The organism is Kaistia sp. MMO-174, from assembly GCF_037147815.1.
Classification (GTDB): Bacteria; Pseudomonadota; Alphaproteobacteria; order Rhizobiales; family Kaistiaceae; genus Kaistia; species Kaistia nematophila.
In genome coordinates, this window is sequence record NZ_JBBCUO010000004.1 from 368,512 (window position 1) to 388,836 (window position 20,325).

17 protein-coding genes are annotated in these 20,325 nt (G+C 66.7%); 11 read left to right on the forward strand and 6 right to left on the reverse strand.

Translation table 11 applies throughout. The features are described from left to right. The first annotated feature begins 89 nt into the window (after positions 1–89). The 8 genes from WFK98_RS16755 to WFK98_RS16790 all read left to right on the forward strand — a co-directional run bounded on the left by WFK98_RS16755 (position 90) and on the right by WFK98_RS16790 (position 10,376). On the forward strand, positions 90–1,646 hold the full coding sequence (locus WFK98_RS16755; RefSeq protein WP_266338908.1) for an ABC transporter substrate-binding protein: 1,557 nt from the start codon (positions 90–92) through the stop codon (positions 1,644–1,646). An 87-nt stretch (positions 1,647–1,733) separates the two neighbouring features. Beyond that, entirely contained in the window at positions 1,734–2,741 is a 1,008-nt protein-coding gene (locus WFK98_RS16760; RefSeq protein WP_266338909.1) for an ABC transporter permease, read from the forward strand. Between the two features lie 3 nt (positions 2,742–2,744). Further along, positions 2,745–3,581, forward strand: coding sequence for an ABC transporter permease (locus WFK98_RS16765; RefSeq protein ID WP_266338910.1), 837 nt, complete (start codon positions 2,745–2,747; stop codon positions 3,579–3,581). A gap of 29 nt (positions 3,582–3,610) precedes the next feature. Continuing rightward, complete coding sequence (locus WFK98_RS16770) at positions 3,611–4,582, forward strand: ABC transporter ATP-binding protein (protein WP_266338911.1); 972 nt, start codon at positions 3,611–3,613, stop codon at positions 4,580–4,582. A 3-nt stretch (positions 4,583–4,585) separates the two neighbouring features. Then, positions 4,586–5,365, forward strand: a complete 780-nt coding sequence (locus WFK98_RS16775) for an ABC transporter ATP-binding protein (RefSeq protein ID WP_266338912.1) — start codon at positions 4,586–4,588, stop codon at positions 5,363–5,365. An 11-nt stretch (positions 5,366–5,376) separates the two neighbouring features. Continuing rightward, positions 5,377–7,413: a hydantoinase/oxoprolinase family protein gene (locus WFK98_RS16780; RefSeq protein ID WP_266338913.1), complete on the forward strand. Its 2,037-nt coding sequence runs from the start codon at positions 5,377–5,379 to the stop codon at positions 7,411–7,413. A gap of 1 nt (position 7,414) precedes the next feature. After that, a complete protein-coding gene (locus tag WFK98_RS16785; protein ID WP_336801033.1) occupies positions 7,415–9,130 on the forward strand; it encodes a hydantoinase B/oxoprolinase family protein in 1,716 nt (571 codons plus the stop codon). A gap of 10 nt (positions 9,131–9,140) precedes the next feature. Beyond that, positions 9,141–10,376: a metal-dependent hydrolase family protein gene (locus tag WFK98_RS16790; RefSeq protein WP_336801034.1), complete on the forward strand. Its 1,236-nt coding sequence runs from the start codon at positions 9,141–9,143 to the stop codon at positions 10,374–10,376. Between the two features lie 69 nt (positions 10,377–10,445). Here the strand turns inward: WFK98_RS16790 and hydA are convergent, their stop codons facing one another. The 6 genes from hydA to WFK98_RS16820 form a co-directional block, all read right to left on the reverse strand. Then, a complete protein-coding gene (gene hydA / locus WFK98_RS16795; protein ID WP_336801035.1) occupies positions 10,446–11,873 on the reverse strand; it encodes a dihydropyrimidinase in 1,428 nt (475 codons plus the stop codon). Positions 11,874–11,883: 10 nt separating this feature from the next. Next, entirely contained in the window at positions 11,884–12,660 is a 777-nt protein-coding gene (locus tag WFK98_RS16800) for an ABC transporter permease (RefSeq protein WP_336801036.1), read from the reverse strand. Positions 12,661–12,662: 2 nt separating this feature from the next. Then, positions 12,663–13,529, reverse strand: coding sequence for an ABC transporter permease (locus tag WFK98_RS16805; RefSeq protein WP_266338918.1), 867 nt, complete (start codon positions 13,527–13,529; stop codon positions 12,663–12,665). 2 nt (positions 13,530–13,531) lie between these two features. Then, positions 13,532–14,626, reverse strand: coding sequence for an ABC transporter ATP-binding protein (locus tag WFK98_RS16810; protein WP_336801037.1), 1,095 nt, complete (start codon positions 14,624–14,626; stop codon positions 13,532–13,534). A gap of 26 nt (positions 14,627–14,652) precedes the next feature. After that, positions 14,653–15,732: an extracellular solute-binding protein gene (locus tag WFK98_RS16815; RefSeq protein ID WP_266338920.1), complete on the reverse strand. Its 1,080-nt coding sequence runs from the start codon at positions 15,730–15,732 to the stop codon at positions 14,653–14,655. 104 nt (positions 15,733–15,836) lie between these two features. Next, positions 15,837–16,736, reverse strand: coding sequence for a MurR/RpiR family transcriptional regulator (locus WFK98_RS16820; RefSeq protein WP_266338921.1), 900 nt, complete (start codon positions 16,734–16,736; stop codon positions 15,837–15,839). Between the two features lie 117 nt (positions 16,737–16,853). Between WFK98_RS16820 and WFK98_RS16825 the strand changes: the two genes are divergently transcribed. The 3 genes from WFK98_RS16825 to WFK98_RS16835 are packed head-to-tail and all read left to right on the forward strand — an operon-like array spanning position 16,854 to position 20,243. Continuing rightward, positions 16,854–18,071, forward strand: a complete 1,218-nt coding sequence (locus tag WFK98_RS16825; protein ID WP_336801038.1) for a diaminopropionate ammonia-lyase — start codon at positions 16,854–16,856, stop codon at positions 18,069–18,071. Next, positions 18,068–19,312: a Zn-dependent hydrolase gene (locus WFK98_RS16830; RefSeq protein ID WP_336801039.1), complete on the forward strand. Its 1,245-nt coding sequence runs from the start codon at positions 18,068–18,070 to the stop codon at positions 19,310–19,312. Before WFK98_RS16825 ends, WFK98_RS16830 begins: the two co-directional genes overlap by 4 nt. A 16-nt stretch (positions 19,313–19,328) precedes the next feature. Beyond that, positions 19,329–20,243, forward strand: coding sequence for an N-carbamoyl-D-amino-acid hydrolase (locus WFK98_RS16835; RefSeq protein ID WP_336801040.1), 915 nt, complete (start codon positions 19,329–19,331; stop codon positions 20,241–20,243). Positions 20,244–20,325: the final 82 nt, after the last annotated feature.

Below are 20,325 nucleotides of genomic sequence, written 5' to 3' on the forward strand. Positions count from 1 at the left end.
AGAGGCAGGCGTGACACCGGAAAGAGGTTTGACAATCAAATGGGCGGTGCTAGCGTGGGATACCAGAATAATCCAAGGGGAACGAAAACATGAAATTCCTGGCTCCCGTCCTGTCTGTGAGTGCGGCAGCACTGCTGGTGCTGTCGGCGACGAATCTCTCCTGGGCGGCTCCGACCGGCGTGCTGGTGATCGCGGAAAACGAGACGCCGGAGAATCTGGATCCGGCCAACGCGACCAATTCCACCGTCGACCAGCTGCTGCTCGGCGTCTATGACGCCCTCGTCCAGTTCAAGGCGGGCCAGCTCGAGGCGACGCCGCAGCTGGCCAAGAGCTGGGCCATCTCGGAGGACGGACGCACCTATACCTTCACGCTGCGCGACGACGTCACCTTCCATGACGGCAGCAAGCTGACCGCCGCCGACGTGAAGTTCACGCTCGACCGGCTGAAGGCGGCGAACGCCGGCGTCATGAACAATCTCGGCAGCTACAGCTCGGCCGAGGTGATCGACGACCACACCGTGGCGCTAAAGCTCGACGCGCCGTTCGGGCCGTTCGTCTCGGCGCTGTCGCGCATCTACATCGTCTCGAAGGCGATGGTCGAGCCGCATATGGGCGAGGACAATGCCCGCCAGTGGCTCGCCGTCAATACGGCCGGCTCCGGCCCCTACAACATCTCCGAATACGCCCCTACCGAAGCGGTCACGCTCGACGCCGTGCCCGAATACTGGGGCGGCTGGAACGGCAACCACGTCGCCACCGTCGTGTTCCGCTATGTCTCGGAGCCGTCGACCCAGCTCGCGCTGCTGCAACGAGGCGAAGTGCAGATCGCGCCCGACGTCACGCTCGACGACAAGATCACGCTGAAGACGACGCCGGGCTATGTCGTCGATATCGGCGCGGCGGCGACGCCGCTGTTCTTCACCATCAACACCGCCTCGGCCGGCCCGACCGGCAATCCGGAATTCCGCCGCATGCTGTCGATGAGCTTCGACCGCAAGCTGCATCTGGAACAGGTCCTGCGCGGCTTCGGCACGCTCGCCGACGGTCCGTTGCCGCCGACCTGGATGGGCTACGAGCCGAAGTCCGAGACCGGCTTCGACCTCGAGGGCGCCCGCGCCCTGGTCGAGAAGAACGGCTGGAAGGGCACCACGCTTACCGTGCGCTACCTGCCGGCCATCCAGGAAGAACAGCTCGCCGTCGAGCAGCTGCAGTCGAACCTCGGCCAGCTCGGCATCACCCTGAAGGCCGAAGGCATGACCTGGCCGGCGCAGGCCGCGACCATGGGCAAGCTGGAGACGACGGCGGATCTGAACGTCACCTACAGCTTCCCGGCCTTCCCCGACCCGCACGCCATCCTGAACACCAGCTTCAACGGCGCGTTCACCGGGCTGAAGGGCGGTCTGAACTGGTCGCAATACGACAATCCCAAGGTCAACGACCTGCTCGACCGCGCCGCCCTCTCCGCCGATCCGGCCGAGCGCGGCGAGCTCTACCGCGAGGCGCAGAAGCTCCTCGGCGCCGATCACGTCGCCATCACGGCGTCGCTGCCCGGCTCGGTGGTGGCGCTCTCCGACAAGGTCGAGGGCTATGTCTACAACCCGGCCCACCACCAGACCTTCAACTACATGGACATTGGCCTGAAATAGGCCGGCTCCGCCCGCAATAGAACGTATCGCCCCGCGTGCCCGGCATGGCGGGGCGATACAACGCCGACGGCACGATCAGGAACGCCAATGTCTTACATCCTTCAACGGATCGGCTTCTCGATCCTCTCCCTGCTTGTGCTCGTCTTCATCACCTTCCTGCTCAGCCATGTGGTGCCCGGCGACCCGGCCTATGTGGCGGCGGGACCGAATGCCGGCGTGGAGAAGATCGCCGAGGTGCGCGCCCAGATGGGGCTGGACCGGCCCTTCCTGGTGCAGTTCGCGATCTATCTCGGCAGCATCCTGCGCGGCGATTTCGGCACGTCCTGGTTCACCCACCAGCCGATCCTGAACGACATCCTGCGCGAACTGCCGCCGTCGCTCGAACTGGTGGCGATCGCCATGGCGATCAACCTCGCCGTCTCGCTGCCCCTCGGCCTGCTGACGGCGCGCTACAGCGGCTCCCGCTTCGACGACCTCGTCCGCCTAGTATCGATCGCCGGCGCCGGCCTGCCGATCTTCTGGACCGCGATCCTGCTGCAGCAGAAATTCGCCGTCGACCTGCAGATGTTCCCGGTCGCCGGACGGCTCGATTTCGCCTTCCGCTCCTTCAAGTCGCCGACCGGCTTCGTGCTGCTGGACAGCCTCCTGCAGGGCCGGCCCGACGTCTTCGCCAATGCGCTGTCGCATCTGCTTTTGCCCGCCGTGGCGCTGTCGCTCCTGTTCACCGCCGTCGGCGTCCGCATCACCCGCACCTCGATGATCAGCGAATTCCGCAAGGACTACGTGACGCTGGCCCGCGCCAAGGGCGCCGGCGAGCGGCGGATCATGCTGCGCCACGTCTTCCCGAACGGCGCGACGCCGGCGCTCACCGTGTTCGGCATGCAGTTCGGCTGGATGCTGGGCGCCACCGTGCTGGTCGAGGAGATCTTCGGCCGGCCCGGCATCGGCCGCTACGCCGTCAAGGCGGTGACGCAGTCCGACATCCACGGCGTCGTCGCCGTCGTCTTCGTCATCGGCGTCATCTTCCTGATCTCCAATCTCGTGGTGGACCTGCTGCTCTACGTCCTCAATCCGCGCAAGCACCAGGGGGCCTGAGCCATGTGGTCGGAACTGCGCCGCTATCCCAAGAGCTCGGTCGAGCGCCTGTCCGTCGCGCTGGCGATCCTGATCATCCTGGTCGCCGTCGTCGGCGTCTGGCTCGCCCCGCACGATCCGCTGCTGATCGATTTCCGCTCCAAGCTTTTGCCGCCCTCCCCCGAGCACTGGCTCGGCACCGACGGCTCCGGCCGCGACGTGCTGAGCCGCCTGCTCGCCGGCGCCCGGCTCACCCTCACCTCGACCATGGTGGTGATCCTCTCCGCGCTGGTGATCGGCTGCACGATCGGCATCGCCTCCGCCTTTCTCGGCGGCGCCATCGACAACCTGCTGATGCGGCTCACCGACATCTGGCTCGGCTTTCCGCCGCTGATCCTGGCGCTCGGCTTCGCCGCCGCCATGGGCGCGAGCCTGGAAGCAGCGATCTGGGCGCTCGTCTTCTCCTGGTGGCCAAACTATGCCCGGCTCTGCCGGATGATCACGCGCGACATCCTCGCGCAGAAATACATGGCGAGCGCCAGCGCGCTCGGCGTCTCGACTCTGCGCAAGGTGTTCCGCTATGTGCTGCCGAACGCCTTCGACGTGCTGATCATCCAGGTGACGCTCGACATCTCGGCCGTCATGCTCGGCATTTCCGGCCTCTCCTTCATCGGCGTCGGCGCGCAGATCCCGACCCCCGAATGGGGCGCGATGATCTCCGACGGCCGCTCCTTCGTCAGCAATGGCTGGTGGATCGTCGTCTTCCCCGGCCTCGCGATCTTCCTCACCGCGCTCAGCTTCAACGTCATCGGCGACATGCTGCGGCGGGAGCTCGATCCCACCTCGCGGCGCCGGCAGTGACCCCGATGCACGATACAGCGAGGACTGACATGGAACGCCCGCTCATCGAGCTCGAGAACGTCTCCGTCACATTGCGCAACCTCGAGATCCCGATGGTGACCGGCGTGTCGTTCGCGGTCAGGCCGCGCGAGATCTTCGGCATCGTCGGCGAATCCGGCTCCGGCAAGACGCTTTTGACGCGCACCATCTTCGCCCTGCACGAGGACACCTATCTCTCGGCCGGCAAGGTGACGTTCGACGGCGAGGTGCTGCCTCTCAACGGCTACATGAAGGCGATGAAGCGGCGGCTCGGCCATGCCATCGGCTACATCCCGCAGGATCCGTTCGCGTCGCTGAACCCGACCATGCGCGTCGGCGAGCAGATCACCGAGGCGCTCTACCTGGCCAAGGGCTATCCGCAGAAATCCGAACGCGCCCGCGAGGCCGCCATCGGCCTCCTGGCCGAGGTCGGCATCGCCGAGCCGGCGCTCGCCTTCCGCCAGTTCCCGGACCAGTTCTCCGGCGGCATGCGGCAGCGCATCGTCATCGCCATCGCGCTGTCGCAGGATCCACGCCTGCTGATCGCCGACGAGCCGACCACGGCGCTCGACGCCTTCACCCAGCGCCGGGTGATGGAGCTCCTGCTGGAGCGCTCGCGCAACCGCGACCTCGCCGTTCTGCTCATCAGCCACAATCTCGAACTGCTGCGGCAGTCGGTCGACCGCATGGCCGTTCTCTATGGCGGCCAGCTGCTGAACGTCACGCCGACGGCCGATATCGGCACGCGCGCGGTGCACCCCTATGCGCAGGCGTTGTTCGACTGCATGCCGACGCGGGACAAGGCGCTCTCCGACATCCGTTCGATCCCCGGCGAACCGGTCGGCGCCGGCTTCGGACGGCGCGGCTGCGCCTTCGCCTCGCGCTGCGCCCACGCCGCCGAGACCTGCCGCACCCAGGACCTGCCGATCAACCAGGGCCATGGCGACCGCTTCAGCGCCTGCCTGCTCGGAATGGGAGCGTAGCCGATGTCCTCCGCGCAACCGATCGTCGAGCTGCACAATCTTTCCAAGAGCTTCGGCAGCCGCGCCCTCGTCCAGAACCGCAGCTTCGCCCTCGGCCCGGTCTCGATCCGCGTCATGCCGGGCGAGGTCGTCGGCGTGCTCGGCGAATCCGGCTCCGGCAAATCGACCGTCGCCAATGTCATGATGCGGCTGACCGGCTTCGACGACGGCCAGTACCTGTTCCAGGGCCGCGACGTCACCGGCTTCACCCGGCGCGAGAGCTTCGACTTCAAGTCGAAGGTCCAGATCATCTTCCAGGACCCGTATGGCAGCCTCAACCCGCGCGCCACGGTGGGCGCCTCGGTGCGCGAGGCGCTGATCCTGCACAAGCCCGGCATGAGCCGGGCGCAGATGGACAAGCGCGTGCGCGAGCTGTTCGCCGAGGTCGGGCTCGCCAACCAGAACCCGGACAAGTACCCGCACGAATTCTCCGGCGGCCAGCGCCAGCGCATCGCCATCGCGCGCGCCCTCGCGGTCGAGCCGGAGCTGCTCGTCTGCGACGAGCCGCTGTCGTCGCTCGACGTCTCGATCCAGGCGCAGGTGCTCGAGCTCTTCGTCTCGCTGATCCGCAATCACAACCTGACGATGGTCTTCATCTCGCACGACCTGAACGTGTCGCGGCTGCTCTGCGACCGCGTCTACGTCATGCACGAGGGCAAGGTCGTCGAGGAAGGCCAGGCCGCGCAGGTCCTGACGCAGCCTCAGCACGAATACACCGCGCGCCTCCTGGCAGCGGTCTACTGAAAGAGGGAAGAATGGACAGGTACAAGCTCTCGATCGACATTGGCGGGACGTTCATCGACGTCGTGCTGTTCGATTTCGAGACCCGCGAAGTCCGCGCGTTCAAGCTGCCGACGACGCCGCATGACCCGGCCGAAGGCGTCATCGAGGCGGTGGGATCGCTGGGCGTCCCGGCCGACCAGATCTTTGATTTTGTCCATGGCACGACGCTGGGCCTGAACGCGATCCTCGAGCGCAAGGGCACGCAGGTCGGCATCATCACCAATGCCGGCTTTCGCGACCTGTTCGAGATCTCGCGCGGGGCGCTGGAATTCCAGGACATGTACCGCTTCGACTATCACCGCCCGGCGCAGATCGTCGAACGCCGCCATACCCGCGGCGTCGCCGGCCGGATGGACTATCTCGGCAACGAGGTCGTGCCGCTCGACGCCGAGGCCGTGGTCGCGGCGGCGCGCGAACTGCACGAGGTCGAGGGCTGCAGGGCCATCGCCGTCAGCTTCCTGCATTCCTACGCCAACCCGGCGCATGAGGAAGAGGCCGTGCGCCTGATCCGCGCGGCGCTGCCGAGCTGCGAAGTATCGTCCGGCGTACAGCTCGCGAACGAGTACCGCGAATATGAGCGCACCAGCACCGCGGTGATGGACGCCTACATCAAGCCGGTCCTCAAGAACTATCTCGGCCGCGTCGCGGGCGGCATGGAAGGCAAGGGCTTCGCCGGCAACAAATATGTCATGAACTCCTCCGGCGGGGCGATGACCTTCAACCTCGCCAACGCCGAGCCGATCGCGACGGTTCTGTCCGGTCCGGCGGGCGGTGTCTCGGGCGCGCTGCACCTGTCGCGCGAAACCGGGCGGCCGAACGTGATCTCCGTCGATGTCGGCGGCACCAGCCTCGACGCCTGCCTGATCGTCGACCACAATCCGGTCGACGTCTTCGAGGCGCATATCGACGTCTTCCCGATCCTGCAGCCGATCTTCGACCTGCGCACGCTGGGCGCCGGCGGCGGCTCGATCGCCTGGATCGACGGCACGCTTCTGCGTGTCGGCCCGCAATCGGCGGGTGCGGTGCCGGGGCCGGCCTCCTACGGGCGCGGCGGCACGGATGCGACCGTCACCGATGCCGCGGTCGTGCTTGGCTACATGGACACGACCAATTTCATGGGCGGCAAGATGGGCGTGGCCCATGATGCGGCCGCGCAGGCGATCATCGCCAAGGTGGCCGAGCCGCTGGGCATCAGCCTCGAAATGGCGGCGCAGTCGATCTTCGACGTGCTGATCTCGCGCACCTCCTCCTCGGTCAAGGAGATGATGCTGGAGAAGGGTCTCGATCCGCGCGACTTCGCCATGCTGGGCTTTGGCGGCTGCGGCCCGCTGTTCGGGCCGATGCTGTTTGACGAGCTCGACATGGCCGAGCTGGTGATCCCGCCCCTGCCCTCGGTCTTCTCGGCCTGGGGAATGATGGCCTCGGATCTCAATTTCTCGGACCAGATGTCGGTGATGGAGGTCGTCGGCCCCGGGATGATGCCGCGCCTGGCCGCGGCCGCCGGCGATCTGGCCAGCCGGCGCACCGCGCGGCTGATCGAGGATATCGGCGACAGCGTCACGCCCGAGCCTTATTTCTCGGCCCGGATCCGCTTTGTCGGCCAGGAACATACGCTGAGCGTGCCCTATACGCTCGAGGATAGCGCCGACGCCCTGTTCGGGCGCTTCTCGGCCATGCATAAGGACCGCTTCGGCCATACCTTCGACAGCCAGTGCGAGATCGTCGCGATGATGGTCAAGCTGGTGATCCCGACGCTGAAGCCCGATCTTTCCGCCGGTCTCGCCGCCAGGGTCGAGGGCGAGGGCAGCCGCAGCCATCGGATGTATGACCCGGCGACCGGCGCCTATGTCGACTGCCTGCGGCTGACGCGCGACAGCCTTGAGCCCGGCAAGAGCTATCCGGGCCCGATCCTGATCGTCGATGCCGGCTCGTCCCTGCCGCTGTTCAGCGGCCAGGTCGCCAGCATCGATCCCCATGGCATGATCTCAGTCAAGCGCGTCGGAGAGTAAGATGAGAACGAGCAAAGCCGCCGAAATCGAGATCATTTCGGGTCTCTTCCTCTCCGCCGCCGAGCAGATGCGCCGCACGCTGGTGCGAACCGCGTTCAATGCGGTGATCTATGAAGTGCTCGACTTCGGCATCTCGATCGCCGACGCCAATGGCCTCATGGTGGCCGAGGCGGCGGGCATCACCTCGTTCATCGGGGCGAATGACTATGGCCTGCGCAAGCTGATCGAAAGCGGGATGGCCGCCACCTGGAAATCGGGCGACGTGGTCATGCTGAACACGCCCTATTGGAGCTCGGCCCATACCTCGGACGCGCTCCTCGTCTCGCCGATCTTCCTGGACGGGTCGGACAAGGCCGACATGTTCATCTGCGTGCGCGCGCACTGGCTGGATATCGGTGCCAAGGATGCGGGCTACGTCCTCGATTCCATCGACGTCCACCAGGAAGGCCTGTTGATGCCCGGCGTGCGGGTGATCAAGGAAGGCACGCTGGATCCTGACATCTGGGCGATCCTGGAAACCAACTCGCGCCTGCCCGACGCGATCCGCGGCGATTTCAACGCCCAGGTCGCGTGCCTGCGCACCGGCGACAAGGCCATCCGCGAGATCTACGCCAAGTTCGGCAAGGAAAGAGTGCTGACCGCCATCGACGCCTATATCGAACATTCGGCGCAAAAGACCCGCGAGGCCCTGGCCAAGCTGCCGAAGGGCACCTGGACCGCCGAGGAATGGCTGGATGACGATGGCGTCACCGGCGATCCGATCCGGATGTTCTGCACCGTGACGATCACCGAGGACCGATTCCTGGTCGATTTCGCGGGATCGAGCCCGCAGGTCGCGGGCCCGGTGAACAATCCGCTCGGCGCCACGATGACGATGGCCAAGACCTATTTCAAGTTCCTGACCTCGCCCGACACGCCCTCGAACCACGGCTGCTACGCCGCGCTGGAGGTTGTGGCCCCGGAAGGATCCTTCTTCAACGCGGTCTATCCCGCGGCGAGCTATGTCGGCTGGGGCCGTATGGTCGCCTTCGAGATGATCGCCCAGGCGCTGGCCCCGGTGATCCCCTGGATCCCGGCCCAATCGGGCGGCGACGAGCCGGGCTTCATGGCGGTCGGCAAACATCACCAGACCGGCAAGACCTTCGTCATCTCGAACAATGAGGGCATCGGCTGGGGCGCGACCTTCGCCCATGACGGCGCCAACGCGCTGCAGCACCCCTCGACCTCGACCGTGCGCAACACGCCGATCGAGGTGCTGGAGCGGCAGTCGAACCTGTTCCACGAGCGGCTTGAGCTGGTCGAGAATTCCGGCGGGCGCGGGCAGTTTCGCGGCGGCGTCGGCGTGCGCCGGGACGTGCGCATGGTCGGCGACACCGAGATCCTCTCGATGAAGAAAAAGACCAAGACCGGCAATTGGGCGCTGAACGGCGGCGAGCCCTCGCCGCTCAAGAACCACATGATCCTGTGGCCGGGCGAAGCGCGCCAGCTCAAGGTCGGCATGTATCGCAAGACCCTGCGAACCGGCGAGATGTTCGCCAATTACGCCGCCGGCGGCGGTGGCTGGGGCGACCCGGCCAAGCGGGACCCCAAGGCGCATGAATACGACCTGCGCAACGGCTATGTGACCGAAGACGGCAAGATCGAAGCCCTGGCCGAGCTGGACGACTACGGCGTCCGCACCATCGGCATGGAAAACGAAGCCCGCTCGCGCGACTGAGGACGAAAACATGACACGCTATGCAATCACCGAGGCCCGGATCGTCGACGTCGTCGCGGGCAAGATCCTCGAAGGCCAGGCCATCGTCGTCGAGGACGGCCTGATCCAGGCGATCATGCCGCAGGCATCTCTCGACGCCGGGCTCCGCAAGGTCTCGATGGGCGGCCGCCATGTCGCGCCCGGCCTGCTCGACGCGCATACCCACGTCTTCATCAGCCAGTTCAACGATGGCGGCGACATGCTGCCGTCCGAGATGACGGCGCGCGCCGGCCGGCAATTGTCGGAGATGATCGATCGCGGCTTCACCACCGTGCGCGACGCGGGCGGCGCCGATGCCGGCCACAAGGCGGCCGTCGACAAAGGCCTGTTCAAGGGCCCGCGCCTGTTCGTCTCCGGCAAGATCCTGTCGCAGACCGGCGGCCATGGCGACCACCGCGCCCGCGCCGACTATTGCAGCTGCAGCAGCGCCTCGGGCACCGGCACCTCGGTTATCGCCGACGGCGTCGACGCCGTCCGCAAGGCGGTGCGCGAGAACGCCCGCCAGGGCGTCGACCAGATCAAGATCATGGCCGGCGGCGGCGTCAGCTCGCCGGGCGACAAGCTCAAGCATCCGCAATATTCCCTCGACGAGATCCGCGCCATCACCGACGAGGCCGAGCTCTGCGGCCGCTATGTCATGGCGCATGTCTATGCCGACCGCGGCATCCGCCGCGCGGTCGAATGCGGCGTCCGCTCGATCGAGCACGGCAATTTCCTCACCCCCGAGACGGCCGAGATCATGGCCAGGCATGACGCCGTGCTGGTGCCGACGCTGATCACCTACTGGGCCGACGGCAAGTTCGGCATGGATTTCGGCTGGGCGCCGGAAAACCAGGTCAAGAATGCCGAGGTGCTCGAATTCGGCCAGGATTCGCTGAAGATCGCCCATGCCGGCGGCGTCACCGTCGGCTATGGCACGGATCTCTGCTGGTCGCCGAAGACCTACCAGGGCGACGGCCTCGCCATGCACGAGGCGGCGCTCGGCGTCGTCGAGGCCCTGCGCTGCGCGACCGTCAACAATGCCAAGGTGCTGCGTCTCGACGGCAAGGCCGGCGTGATCGCGCCGGGCGCCTGGGCCGATTTCGTCGTGCTCGACGCCAACCCCTATGATGGCCTCGCCTGCTTCGGCCATGCCGACAACAAGGTGGTTGCCGTCGTCAAGGACGGCATCGCCCAGCGCGACGACCGCAAGCTGTTCGCTGCCTGACAGGTCGCCTGACAAGAAGGGCCGGCCCCTCGGACGGGAGCCGGCCCTGGATCGCTGCGGACGAGACGGTCAGGAACCCGGGCTTGTCGCGTAGGGGGAGAGTTCGCGGGCCAGGAAGCGGCCGTCGCCGACCTCGCCGAGGATCCGTCCCTCCTCGAAGACCGGCTTGCCGCGCAGCAGCGTCATCACCGGCCAGCCGGTGACTTCCATGCCTTCGTAGGGCGTGTAGTCGGCGGCGTGATGCATCCGCTCCTGCCGGATGACTTCCTTGCGGTTCGGATCCCACAGCACGATGTCGGCGTCGAACCCGGCGGCAATCGAGCCCTTCCGCGGATAGAGGCCATACATCCTGGCGTGGTTGGTCGAGGTCAGCGCGACGAACTCGTTGACGCTGATGCGGCCTTCCGAGACGCCCTTGGAGAACAGGATCGCCATCCGGTTCTCGACACCCGGTATGCCGTTCGGCACCCAGCGGAAGGACGTCTTGCCCTTGGCGTTCTGCTTGCCGTCCGGTCCCTCGTAGAAGAACGGGCAGTGATCGGACGAGAAGGTCTGGAACACGCCGGTGCGGATGCCCTCCCAGATCGCGTCCCAGCTGGCGTGGTCACGCGGCGGCGGCGAGCAGACATATTTGCCGCCGCTCTCGTCCATGTTGAAGCCCTTCATGTCATCGGCGGTGAGCGCGATATATTGCGGGCAGGTCTCGCCATAGATGCGCAGGCCCTTCTGCCGGGCCCAGCGGATCTGCTCCATCGCCTCACGGCCGGAGACATGCACCACCATGATCGGCACGTCGACCAGCTCGGCATGGCTGATGGCGCGGTGGGTCGCCTCGCGCTCGACGCTCTGGGGCCGCGAGGCGCCATGGTAGTAGGGGGCGGTCTTGCCGGCGCGCTCGAGGCGCTCGGTCATGAAGCGGATGGAATCATAGCCCTCGCAATGGACCATGACGAGCGCGCCGCAGCCGCGCGCGCAGTCGAACACTTCCAGCAGCTGGCGGTCGTTCAGCACCATGTCGTCATAGGTCATGAAGACCTTGAACGAGGTGTAGCCGTCCATCACCAGCGCCGGCAGCTCCTGACCGAGAACGGTAGGCGTCGGGTCGGTGACGATCAGGTGGAAGCCGTAGTCGCAATAGGACTGGCCTTCCGCCTTGGTGTGATAGTCGCGCACGCTTTCGCGCAGCGACGCGCCGCGCGGCTGCACCGCGAAGGAGATCACCGTCGTCGTGCCGCCGGCGATCGCCGAGCGGCTGCCGGTTTCGAAGCCGTCGGCCATCTGCGGGGTGCCCGGCGGCGCGTGCTGGGCGAGATGGACATGGCTGTCGATGCCGCCCGGCATGACCAGCAGGCCCGAGGCGTCGATGATGCGGTCGGCGGACCCGAGCCCGCTCCCGACCGAGACGATCCTGCCGTGGCGGATCGCGACATCGGCGCGAAACGTGTCGGCGGCGGTCACGACGGTGCCGCCGCGAAGGATCAGCTCGAAATCAGCCATGGCAGGTCCTCTAGCGGCGCGCCTTCAAGCGCGCGAATTCGCCGAGCCCGATCAGCAGCAGGTTGGCCAGAACGATCAGCAGGGCCAGCGCATCGAGGGTCGGCGAGATGTTGAAGCGGAAGTCGGAGGCGACCAGGATCGAGAGAGGCTGGCTGCGGCCGCTGACAAAGGAGGTCAGCACATATTCCGACGAGGAAAGCACGAAGGCGATGAAATAGGCGGCGAGCAGGCCGTTCTTCATCAGGGGCAGCGTCACACGCCGGAAGATGCTGACGCCGGAGGCGCCGAGATCGGCGGCGGCCTCTTCGAGACGGCGATCGATCCGTATCAGCACCGATGCGATCACCAGAACGGTGAAGGGCAGGATGATGATCGTCTGCGCCGCGATCACCGTCCAGAGACTGCGCTCGATGCCGAGTTCCGACAGCAGGATCAGCTGCGCGACGGCGAGGATCACCTTCGGAATCAGGAACGGCACGAACAGCATCACCAGGAACGCGACCCGGAAGCGCAGCCGGTAGCGCGTCAGCGCCAGCGCCGCCATGGCGCCGAGCAGCGTCGACGCCAGCGCCACGGGCAGAGAGACCAGGAAGGTCAGCCCCAGCGCGCCGGTCAGCCGCGTGTCGGCGAAGATCGCCTGATACCAGTGCGTGGTGAAGCCGCGCAGCGGAAAGGCGATCATCTCCGAGTCGTTGAACGAGAAGATCAGGATGACGGCGATCGGCAGATACATGAAGCCGTAGACGAGCCAGACCCAGGCATCGACCCAGCGAAGCGGACGCGACACGGCTATTCTCCCCCCATCAGGCTTCGGCTCCAGGTGGTGCGGCTGATCGCGAGCCCCGCCAGGGCGAAGAACAGGCAGAGGAAGGCCAGCATGGTCCAGGCGATTGCCGAACCGAGCGGCCAGTCGAAGGCCGTTCCGAAGAGATCGTTGATGGCGCTGATGATCGTCACGCCGGACGCGCCGCCGATCAGCTGCGGCGTCAGGTAATCACCGACAACCATCACGAACACCATCATCCCGCCGGCGATCAGCCCCGGCATGGTCATCGGCAGCGTGACCCGCCGGAAGGACGAGAGGCGGCCGGCGCCGAGATCGGACGCCGCCTCCAGCAGGCGGCTGTCGAGGGCCTCATAGGCGAGCCAGAGGCCCAGCACCATGAAGGGCAGGTAATTGTAGGTCAGCACGATATGGGTGGCGACCGGGCTGAACAGCAGCGCCTGAATGGGCGTGTCGATCGCGCCGATCCAGAGCAGGAAGCCGTTCAGCACGCCTTCGCTGCCGAGCAGAACGCGCCAGGCGAAGATGCGCACCATGTCGCCGGTGTAGAGTGGCACCAGCAGCAGGGTAAGCAGCGCCGACTTGTAGACCGTGACGCGCTTGGCGATGAAATAGGCGACCGGATGGCCAATGACGGCGGTGATCGCGACCACCAGCAGGCCGGACAGGAACGCCTTCAGGATCAGGCCGCGATAGGTGGCGCTGGCGGCCAGGCGGCCATAGTTCTTCAGCGTAGGGTCGGTGACGATCGCAACAAAATCGACCTGGAAGAAGCTGTAGGCCAGAAGCACGGCGAGCGGCGCGAGGCAGAGCGCCGTCACCGTCGCGAAGACCGGAAAGGCCAGCCAGGAACCGATGTTCCAGCGCCCCACGATCAAGCCTCCGGCGCGGCGTCGGCCGCAATCCAGGCATGGGCGGGGTCGAAGGCGAGCCGGACGGTCGCGCCAATCGCCGGCAGCGTCCCGTCGCGCAGCACGAAGCCAAGCGCCAGATCGCCGGCCGCCCTTGCCTCGATCAGCCATTCGGCGCCTCGAAACACCTGATGCGTCACGGTGACGTCGAACGCGCCATGGGCGGCGGGCGCCAGTTGTTCCGGCCGTACGCAGAGCGTCGCCGCCGCGCCCGGCTTCAGGCCGGCGACCCCCGGCACGGTGAACCGGCCGAGCGGCGTTTCGATCGTCGCCGTCACCGCGTCGGCGCCATTGGCAACCTCGAGGATCCGGCCGCCGACGCGATTGGCGCCGCCGATGAAATCGGCGACATAGGCAGTCGCCGGACGGTTGTAGATGTCGCTCGGGCTGCCCTGCTGCTCGATGCGGCCATGGTTCATCACGATGATGACGTCGGAAAGGGCGAAGGCCTCTTCCTGGTCGTGCGTGACATGCAGGAACGCCATGCCGAGCCGGCGCTGCAGGTCCTTCAGCTGGATCTGCATGTCCTTGCGCATGCGGCGGTCGAGCGCCGAGAGCGGCTCGTCGAGCAGGAGCAGGCGCGGCTGGTTGACGATGGCGCGGGCGAGCGCCACGCGCTGCTGCTGTCCGCCGGAAAGCTGGCGCGGCCGCCGCCTGGCGAGCGGCCCCAGTTCTACCATGGCGAGCGCGTCGGCGACCTTCCGCTCGATCGTCGCGCGATCGAACCGCGTATAGGCCAGGCCGAAGCCGACATTGTCCTCGACCGTCAGATGCGGGAACAGCGCATAGCTCTGGAACACGGTGTTGACCGGCCGGCGATTGGCCGGAACCTCGGCGAGCGACGTCCCGTCCAGCTCCAGAAGACCCGACGACACGGTCTCGAAGCCGCCGATCATGCGCAGGATCGACGTCTTGCCGCAGCCCGACGGCCCCAGCAGCGTCACATAGCTGTTCGGCGCGATGCTGAAATTGACGCCGCGCACGGCGCTGAACGCATCATAGCTCTTGTGCAGCGCGACGGCTTCGAGGAGGGGGCGCGCGGGCGCCCCCTCCTTCATGCCAGGTCCGGTCCGGTCCATCGGCGTCAGCTTGCCTTCACTTCGTTCCAGAGCGCGACCCAGTCATTGTAGCGGGCCGGGTTTTCCTTCCAGACGAAGCTGTTCATGATCGAGAGATCATTGGTGAAGATCTTGCTGCGCTGTTCCTCGGAAAGGCCGGCGAGGGCGGAGTCCGTGCTCTGCGCATAGGGGCCGCCGACGGCGAGCTTGGCGCCATATTCCGGCCCGAGCAGGTAATTGACGAGACTGAGCGTGTCGTCGAGGCGCTCGCCGGTGACGCCGGCCGGGATCGCGACCGTATCGCACCAGCCGATGACGCCGGCCTTCGGCTTCGCCATGCCCATGTTGAGACCGCGCGCCTTCAGGTCGTAATAGGGCGGCACCCAGGAGAAGGCGCAGACCACCTCGCCCGAGGCGAACAGGTTGGTCAGGTCGGCGATCGAGTTCCAGTAGGTGCGCAGCAGCTTCTTCTGCGCCATCAGCGCCTTCTTGACCTCGGCGAGCTCGGCATCGTCCATCTGGAACATGCGGTCGCGCGGGATGCCGAGATAGAGCGCGGCGATCATGATCGCCTCCAGCGCATAATCGCGCATCGCCAGCTTGCCGGCATATTTGTCACCTTCGAAGAAGACGGACCAGTCCGGCTCCGCATCCATCAGGTCGGCGCGATAGACGATCGGATTGATGCCCCAGTAGAAGGGGATGCCATAGGTCTGGCCGTCCTTCTTGCCGAGCTTCGTAGTCTTGAACGTCTCGTAGAGACGCGCGGCGTTCGGCACCTTGGCAAGGTCGATCGGCTGCAGCAGGCCCGAAGCGGTGTAGTACTCGACCTTGTCGAGGCCGGGCGTGATCAGGTCGACCGACGAGGCGCCGCCGGCGCGGAGCTTGGCGAACTGCTCGTCATCGGTGCCGATGAAGTTCTTGGTGAGCGAGACCTTGCCGTCGGCCAGGAAGGCCTTGAGGTAGTCGTCCTTGGCGAGGTTCTCCCATGTCATCCACACCAGGTCCTCTGCCGCCTGGGCGCGGCCGAGGGGACCGAGGGCTCCGAACGCCGCGCCGGCAGCGATCGTCTTCAGAAAATTGCGGCGGTGAATTGGAAAGTCCATGCTCGGTTCCCGATGAAAAGGCCTGACCACGTCGTCATCCAATTCAAAAATCTTTTTCACATTCTCCGCAAGATGAAAAATTAGTTCCAGAATCGATAAATTGCCTACTCCTTGGGCGATCGCTTCCCCTGCCCCGGAACCACCAGCGGGTCCAGCCGCTCGTGCAGCCGTTCGATCTGGCCGAGACGCTCGATCGCCGGCTCGCCGAGCGACTGCCCAACCATTGAGCAGAGGTAGTTGATGACGCTCATCGGCGCGACGTAGCTGTCGAACAGGCTGTGGCCGCGATTGTGGCAGCGCAGGGTGACGGTCGCGAGCTGCGCTGTGCGTGCCGCCGTCATGTCGGCGATCAGCACGGAGGGCGCACCGATCTCGCGCACCACCGCCATCACCTCGCGCAGGATGACGGGGCGACGGCGAAATCCGAACACCAGCAGCGCATCGTCCGGGCGGACGCTCGCCAGCTCCTCGCCCATCGACATGCCCGCCAGCGGCAGCAGCTGGACATCGTCCTTGATGTGGATCAGCAGGCCGCGGGCATAGCTCGCCAGCACCATGGAATTGCGGAAACCCACGACCCAGATCCGCCTTGCCCCGACCAGGATGCGCGCCGCCGCCTCGAGCGATTCCTCGCTCAGCATCTCGGCGGTCTGGGTCAGGTTCTGCAGGTCCTGGGCGATATGCAGGCCGAAATCCCCCGGCGCCAGCCGCTTCTTGCCGATGCCGGTCAGCTCGTAGAGCGGCGAGCCCCAGTCGCGGCCCTGCCGCGCATGCAGCTTGGCGTCGTTGTAGCTGTTGTAGCCGAGCCGCCGGAAGAACCGCGCGGCCGTCGCGTTGGAAATGTTGGCCCGCGCCGCCAGTTCGCCGGCCGTGAAGCTCGACAGGCTGTTGCGCTCCTCCATCACCACCGACGCGAGGCGGCGCTCGCTCGCCGTCAGCTCGTCATAGACGGCCAGGATGCGCGCATCGATCGGCCGCGCATCCGCGCCTTCCTCGTCATGCATGGCGAGCTCCATTTTTCACAATACCGTACATACGAAAAAAACTTTTCACAAAGGTTGACTGACTTCGCCAGCTGGATATCCTGAAGCCACACCCACACAAAGCGGAATGATCGGCAGATGTCTCCAGATCTTGCGGCGGGGCAGGCGGTTTTTCAATCAAACCCCGCCCGCACCGGCGGCCCCTATCCAGACGCCTTCAAGGCGACGCTGAGCCTAGCGGCGGCCCGTGAAGCCTTTTCCCAGATCTCGACCTGGAAGGGATACCGGCCGACGCCACTCGTCTCCCTCGATCGCCTGGCGGACGGGCTTGGCGTCGCGAAGCTGCTCTACAAGCAGGAAGCAGGCCGCTTCGGCCTCGGCAGCTTCAAGGCGCTTGGCGGCGCCTATGCCGTGTTCCGCCTGCTCTCCGACCGCATCGAGGCCGAGACCGGCGCCGCCCCCAGCGCCGCCGACCTGATCGAGGGCCGGCATGCCGAGCGCGTCCGTGACATCACCGTCACCTGCGCCACCGACGGCAATCACGGCCGCTCCGTCGCCTGGGGCGCGTCGCTGTTCGGCTGCCAGAGCGTCATCTTCGTGCACGAGACGGTGTCGCAGGCCCGCGCCGACGCCATTGCAAGCTTCGGTGCGCGGGTCATCCGGACCCCCGGCAATTATGACGATTCGGTCCGCGAAGCGGACCGCGCCGCCAAGGCAAGTGGCTGGTCCGTCATCTCGGATACGTCCTATCCCGGCTATGTCGACGTCCCGCGCAACGTGATGCAGGGCTACAGCGTCATGGCCGAGGAAGTGATCCGCGAGCTCGGCCCGACGCGGCCGACCCACGTCTTCCTGCAGGGCGGCGTCGGCGGGCTCGCCGCTGCCGTCACGGCCCATCTCTGGGAGAGCTATGGCGCAGCGCCGACCGTCGTCGTCGTCGAGCCGCTGACGGCCGCCTGCCTGTTCGAGAGCAACCGCGCCGGCAGGCCGGTCGCCGTCACTGGCGACCTCGACACGATCATGGCGGGCCTCGCCTGCGGCGAGCCGTCGGTGATCGCCTGGCCGATCCTGGCATCGGGCGCCGCCGCCTTCATGGCCATTCCCGACGACACGGTCCGCGCCGCGATGCGCAGGCTCGCCTCGGGCGAGGCAGGCCCGCGGCTGGTCGGCGGCGAGAGCGGCGTCGCCGGCCTCGCCGGACTGATCGAGCTTTGCGGCAACGCCGAATGGCGCGCCGCCATCGGCCTCGACGCCCATTCGTCGGTGCTCGTGATCGGCAGCGAAGGCGACACCGACCCGGCGCTCTACCGCGAGATCGTCGGCCTCCCGGCTACGGATGTCGAGGCCGACGCATGAGCGAGACGCTGCAGCAGCCGCGCATCGACACCGCGCGCCTCGTGGCGCGGATCGAGGCGCTCGGCCGGATCGGCGCCCTGCCCGGCGGTGGCGCCTGCCGGCTGGCGCTCGACGACGACGAGAAACGCGGCCGCGACTTCCTCGTCGCCGCCATGCGAGACGCCGGCCTCGAAGTCGTGGTCGACGCCATCGGCAACATCTTCGGCACCCGCGCCGGACGCCGGACGGCTCCCGTCGTCATGCTCGGCTCGCATATCGACACCGTCGCGACCGGCGGCCTCTATGACGGCGCGCTCGGCGTGCTGGCCGGGCTCGAAGTGCTGGCGACGCTCGACGATGCCGGGATCGAGACCGAATACCCGATCACCGTCGCCGCCTTCACCAATGAAGAGGGCGCGCGCTTCGCGCCCGACATGCTGGGAAGCCTCGTACATGTCGGCGGGCTGGACCTCGACGAAGCGCTCGCCACCCGCGCCATCGACGGCGCCATCCTCGGCCAGGAGCTGCAGCGCATCGGCTATGCCGGCGGCGACGCGGGTCCGCGCGACATCCGCGCCTATTTCGAACTGCATATCGAGCAGGGACCGATCCTCGAGGACGAGGCGATCGACATCGGTGTCGTCGAGGGCGTTCAGGGCATCTCCTGGACGGAACTCACCATCGAGGGGCGCTCGGCCCATGCCGGTACAACGCCGCTGCGGCTCCGCCGCGACGCCGGGCTTGCGGCGGCACGAATCGCGACCGAAGTCGGCGCCATGGTGCGGGCGATCGGCGGCGACCAGGTCGGCACCGTCGGCGCCCTGACGCTATCGCCCAACCTGGTCAATGTCGTCGCGCAGAAGGCGGTGATGACGGTCGACCTGCGCAATCCCGACGAGGCGATCCTGCAGCAGAGCGAGGCGGCCCTCGCCGAAAGCGTCGCCCGGATCGGCGCGGAAGAGCAGGTGACGGTCGAGCGGCGCGCGCTGGCGAGGTTCGAGCCGGTCGCCTTCGATCCCATCCTGGTCGACCAGGTCGAGGACGCCGCCGCCGCCCTCGGGCTTTCGTCGCGCCGCCTCTATTCCGGCGCTGGCCATGACGCGCAGATGATCGCCCGCATCGCCCCGGCGGCGATGATCTTCGTGCCAAGCGTCGGCGGCATCAGCCACAACATCCAGGAATTCACCAGGCCGGACGATCTCGGCAATGGCGCGAATGTCCTGCTTCGGGTCGCGCTTGCCAGCGCCGACGCGATCCTGTGAACGGAGTCCCCCCGAAATGACGAGAATGCTCACCGTCGGCGCCGCCCAGCTCGGCCCGATCGCCCGCCAGGACAGCCGCCGCGACGTCGTCGAGCGCATGATCGCGCTCATTGAAAAGGCCGCCGCGCGCGGCGTCGGGCTCGTGGTCTTCCCGGAACTGGCGCTGACGACCTTCTTCCCGCGCTGGTTCATGGAAGACCAGGCCGAAGTCGACGCCTTCTTCGAGACGGCGATGCCCAACGCCGACACGCAGCCACTGTTCGACCGCGCCAGGGCGCTGAAGATCGGCTTCAGCTTCGGCTATGGCGAGCTGGTTGAGGAAGGCGGCGAGACGCACCACTACAACACGGCGATCCTCGTCGACGCCGCCGGCAACATCGTCCACCGCTATCGCAAAATCCACCTGCCCGGCCACAGCGAGCACGAGCCCTGGCGCGCCTTCCAGCACCTCGAGAAGCGCTATTTCGAACCGGGCATGGAGCCGTTCTCGACCTGCGAGGCGTTCGGCGGCGTCCTGTCCCAGGCGATCTGCAACGATCGCCGCTGGCCCGAGACCTATCGCGAGGCCAGCCTGCGCGGGGCGGAAATGCTGCTGATCGGCTACAATACGCCGGTTCACTATCCGCTGGCGCCCGAGCACGACCACCTGCAGTGCTTCCACAACCATCTCTGCATGCAGGCCGGCGCCTATGCGAACGGCATCTGGGTGGTCGGCGTCGCCAAGGCCGGCAAGGAAGAAGGCTGCGACCTGATCGGCCAGAGTTGCATCATCGCGCCGACCGGCGAAATCGTCGCCATGGCCTCGACACTCGGCGACGAGCTCGTGGTGCATGAGTGCGATCTCGACCGCTGCGACGAGATCCGCCGCAACATCTTCAATTTCAAGCTGCACCGGCGTCCCGACATGTACCCGATGCTGTCGGCCGGCTGACGGCAGCATCCCGAAAGCCGACGCAGAGACGATCCCCGGACTGGATCGGCCCGGGACGACGGCCCGCGAAACGGCCTGGGCT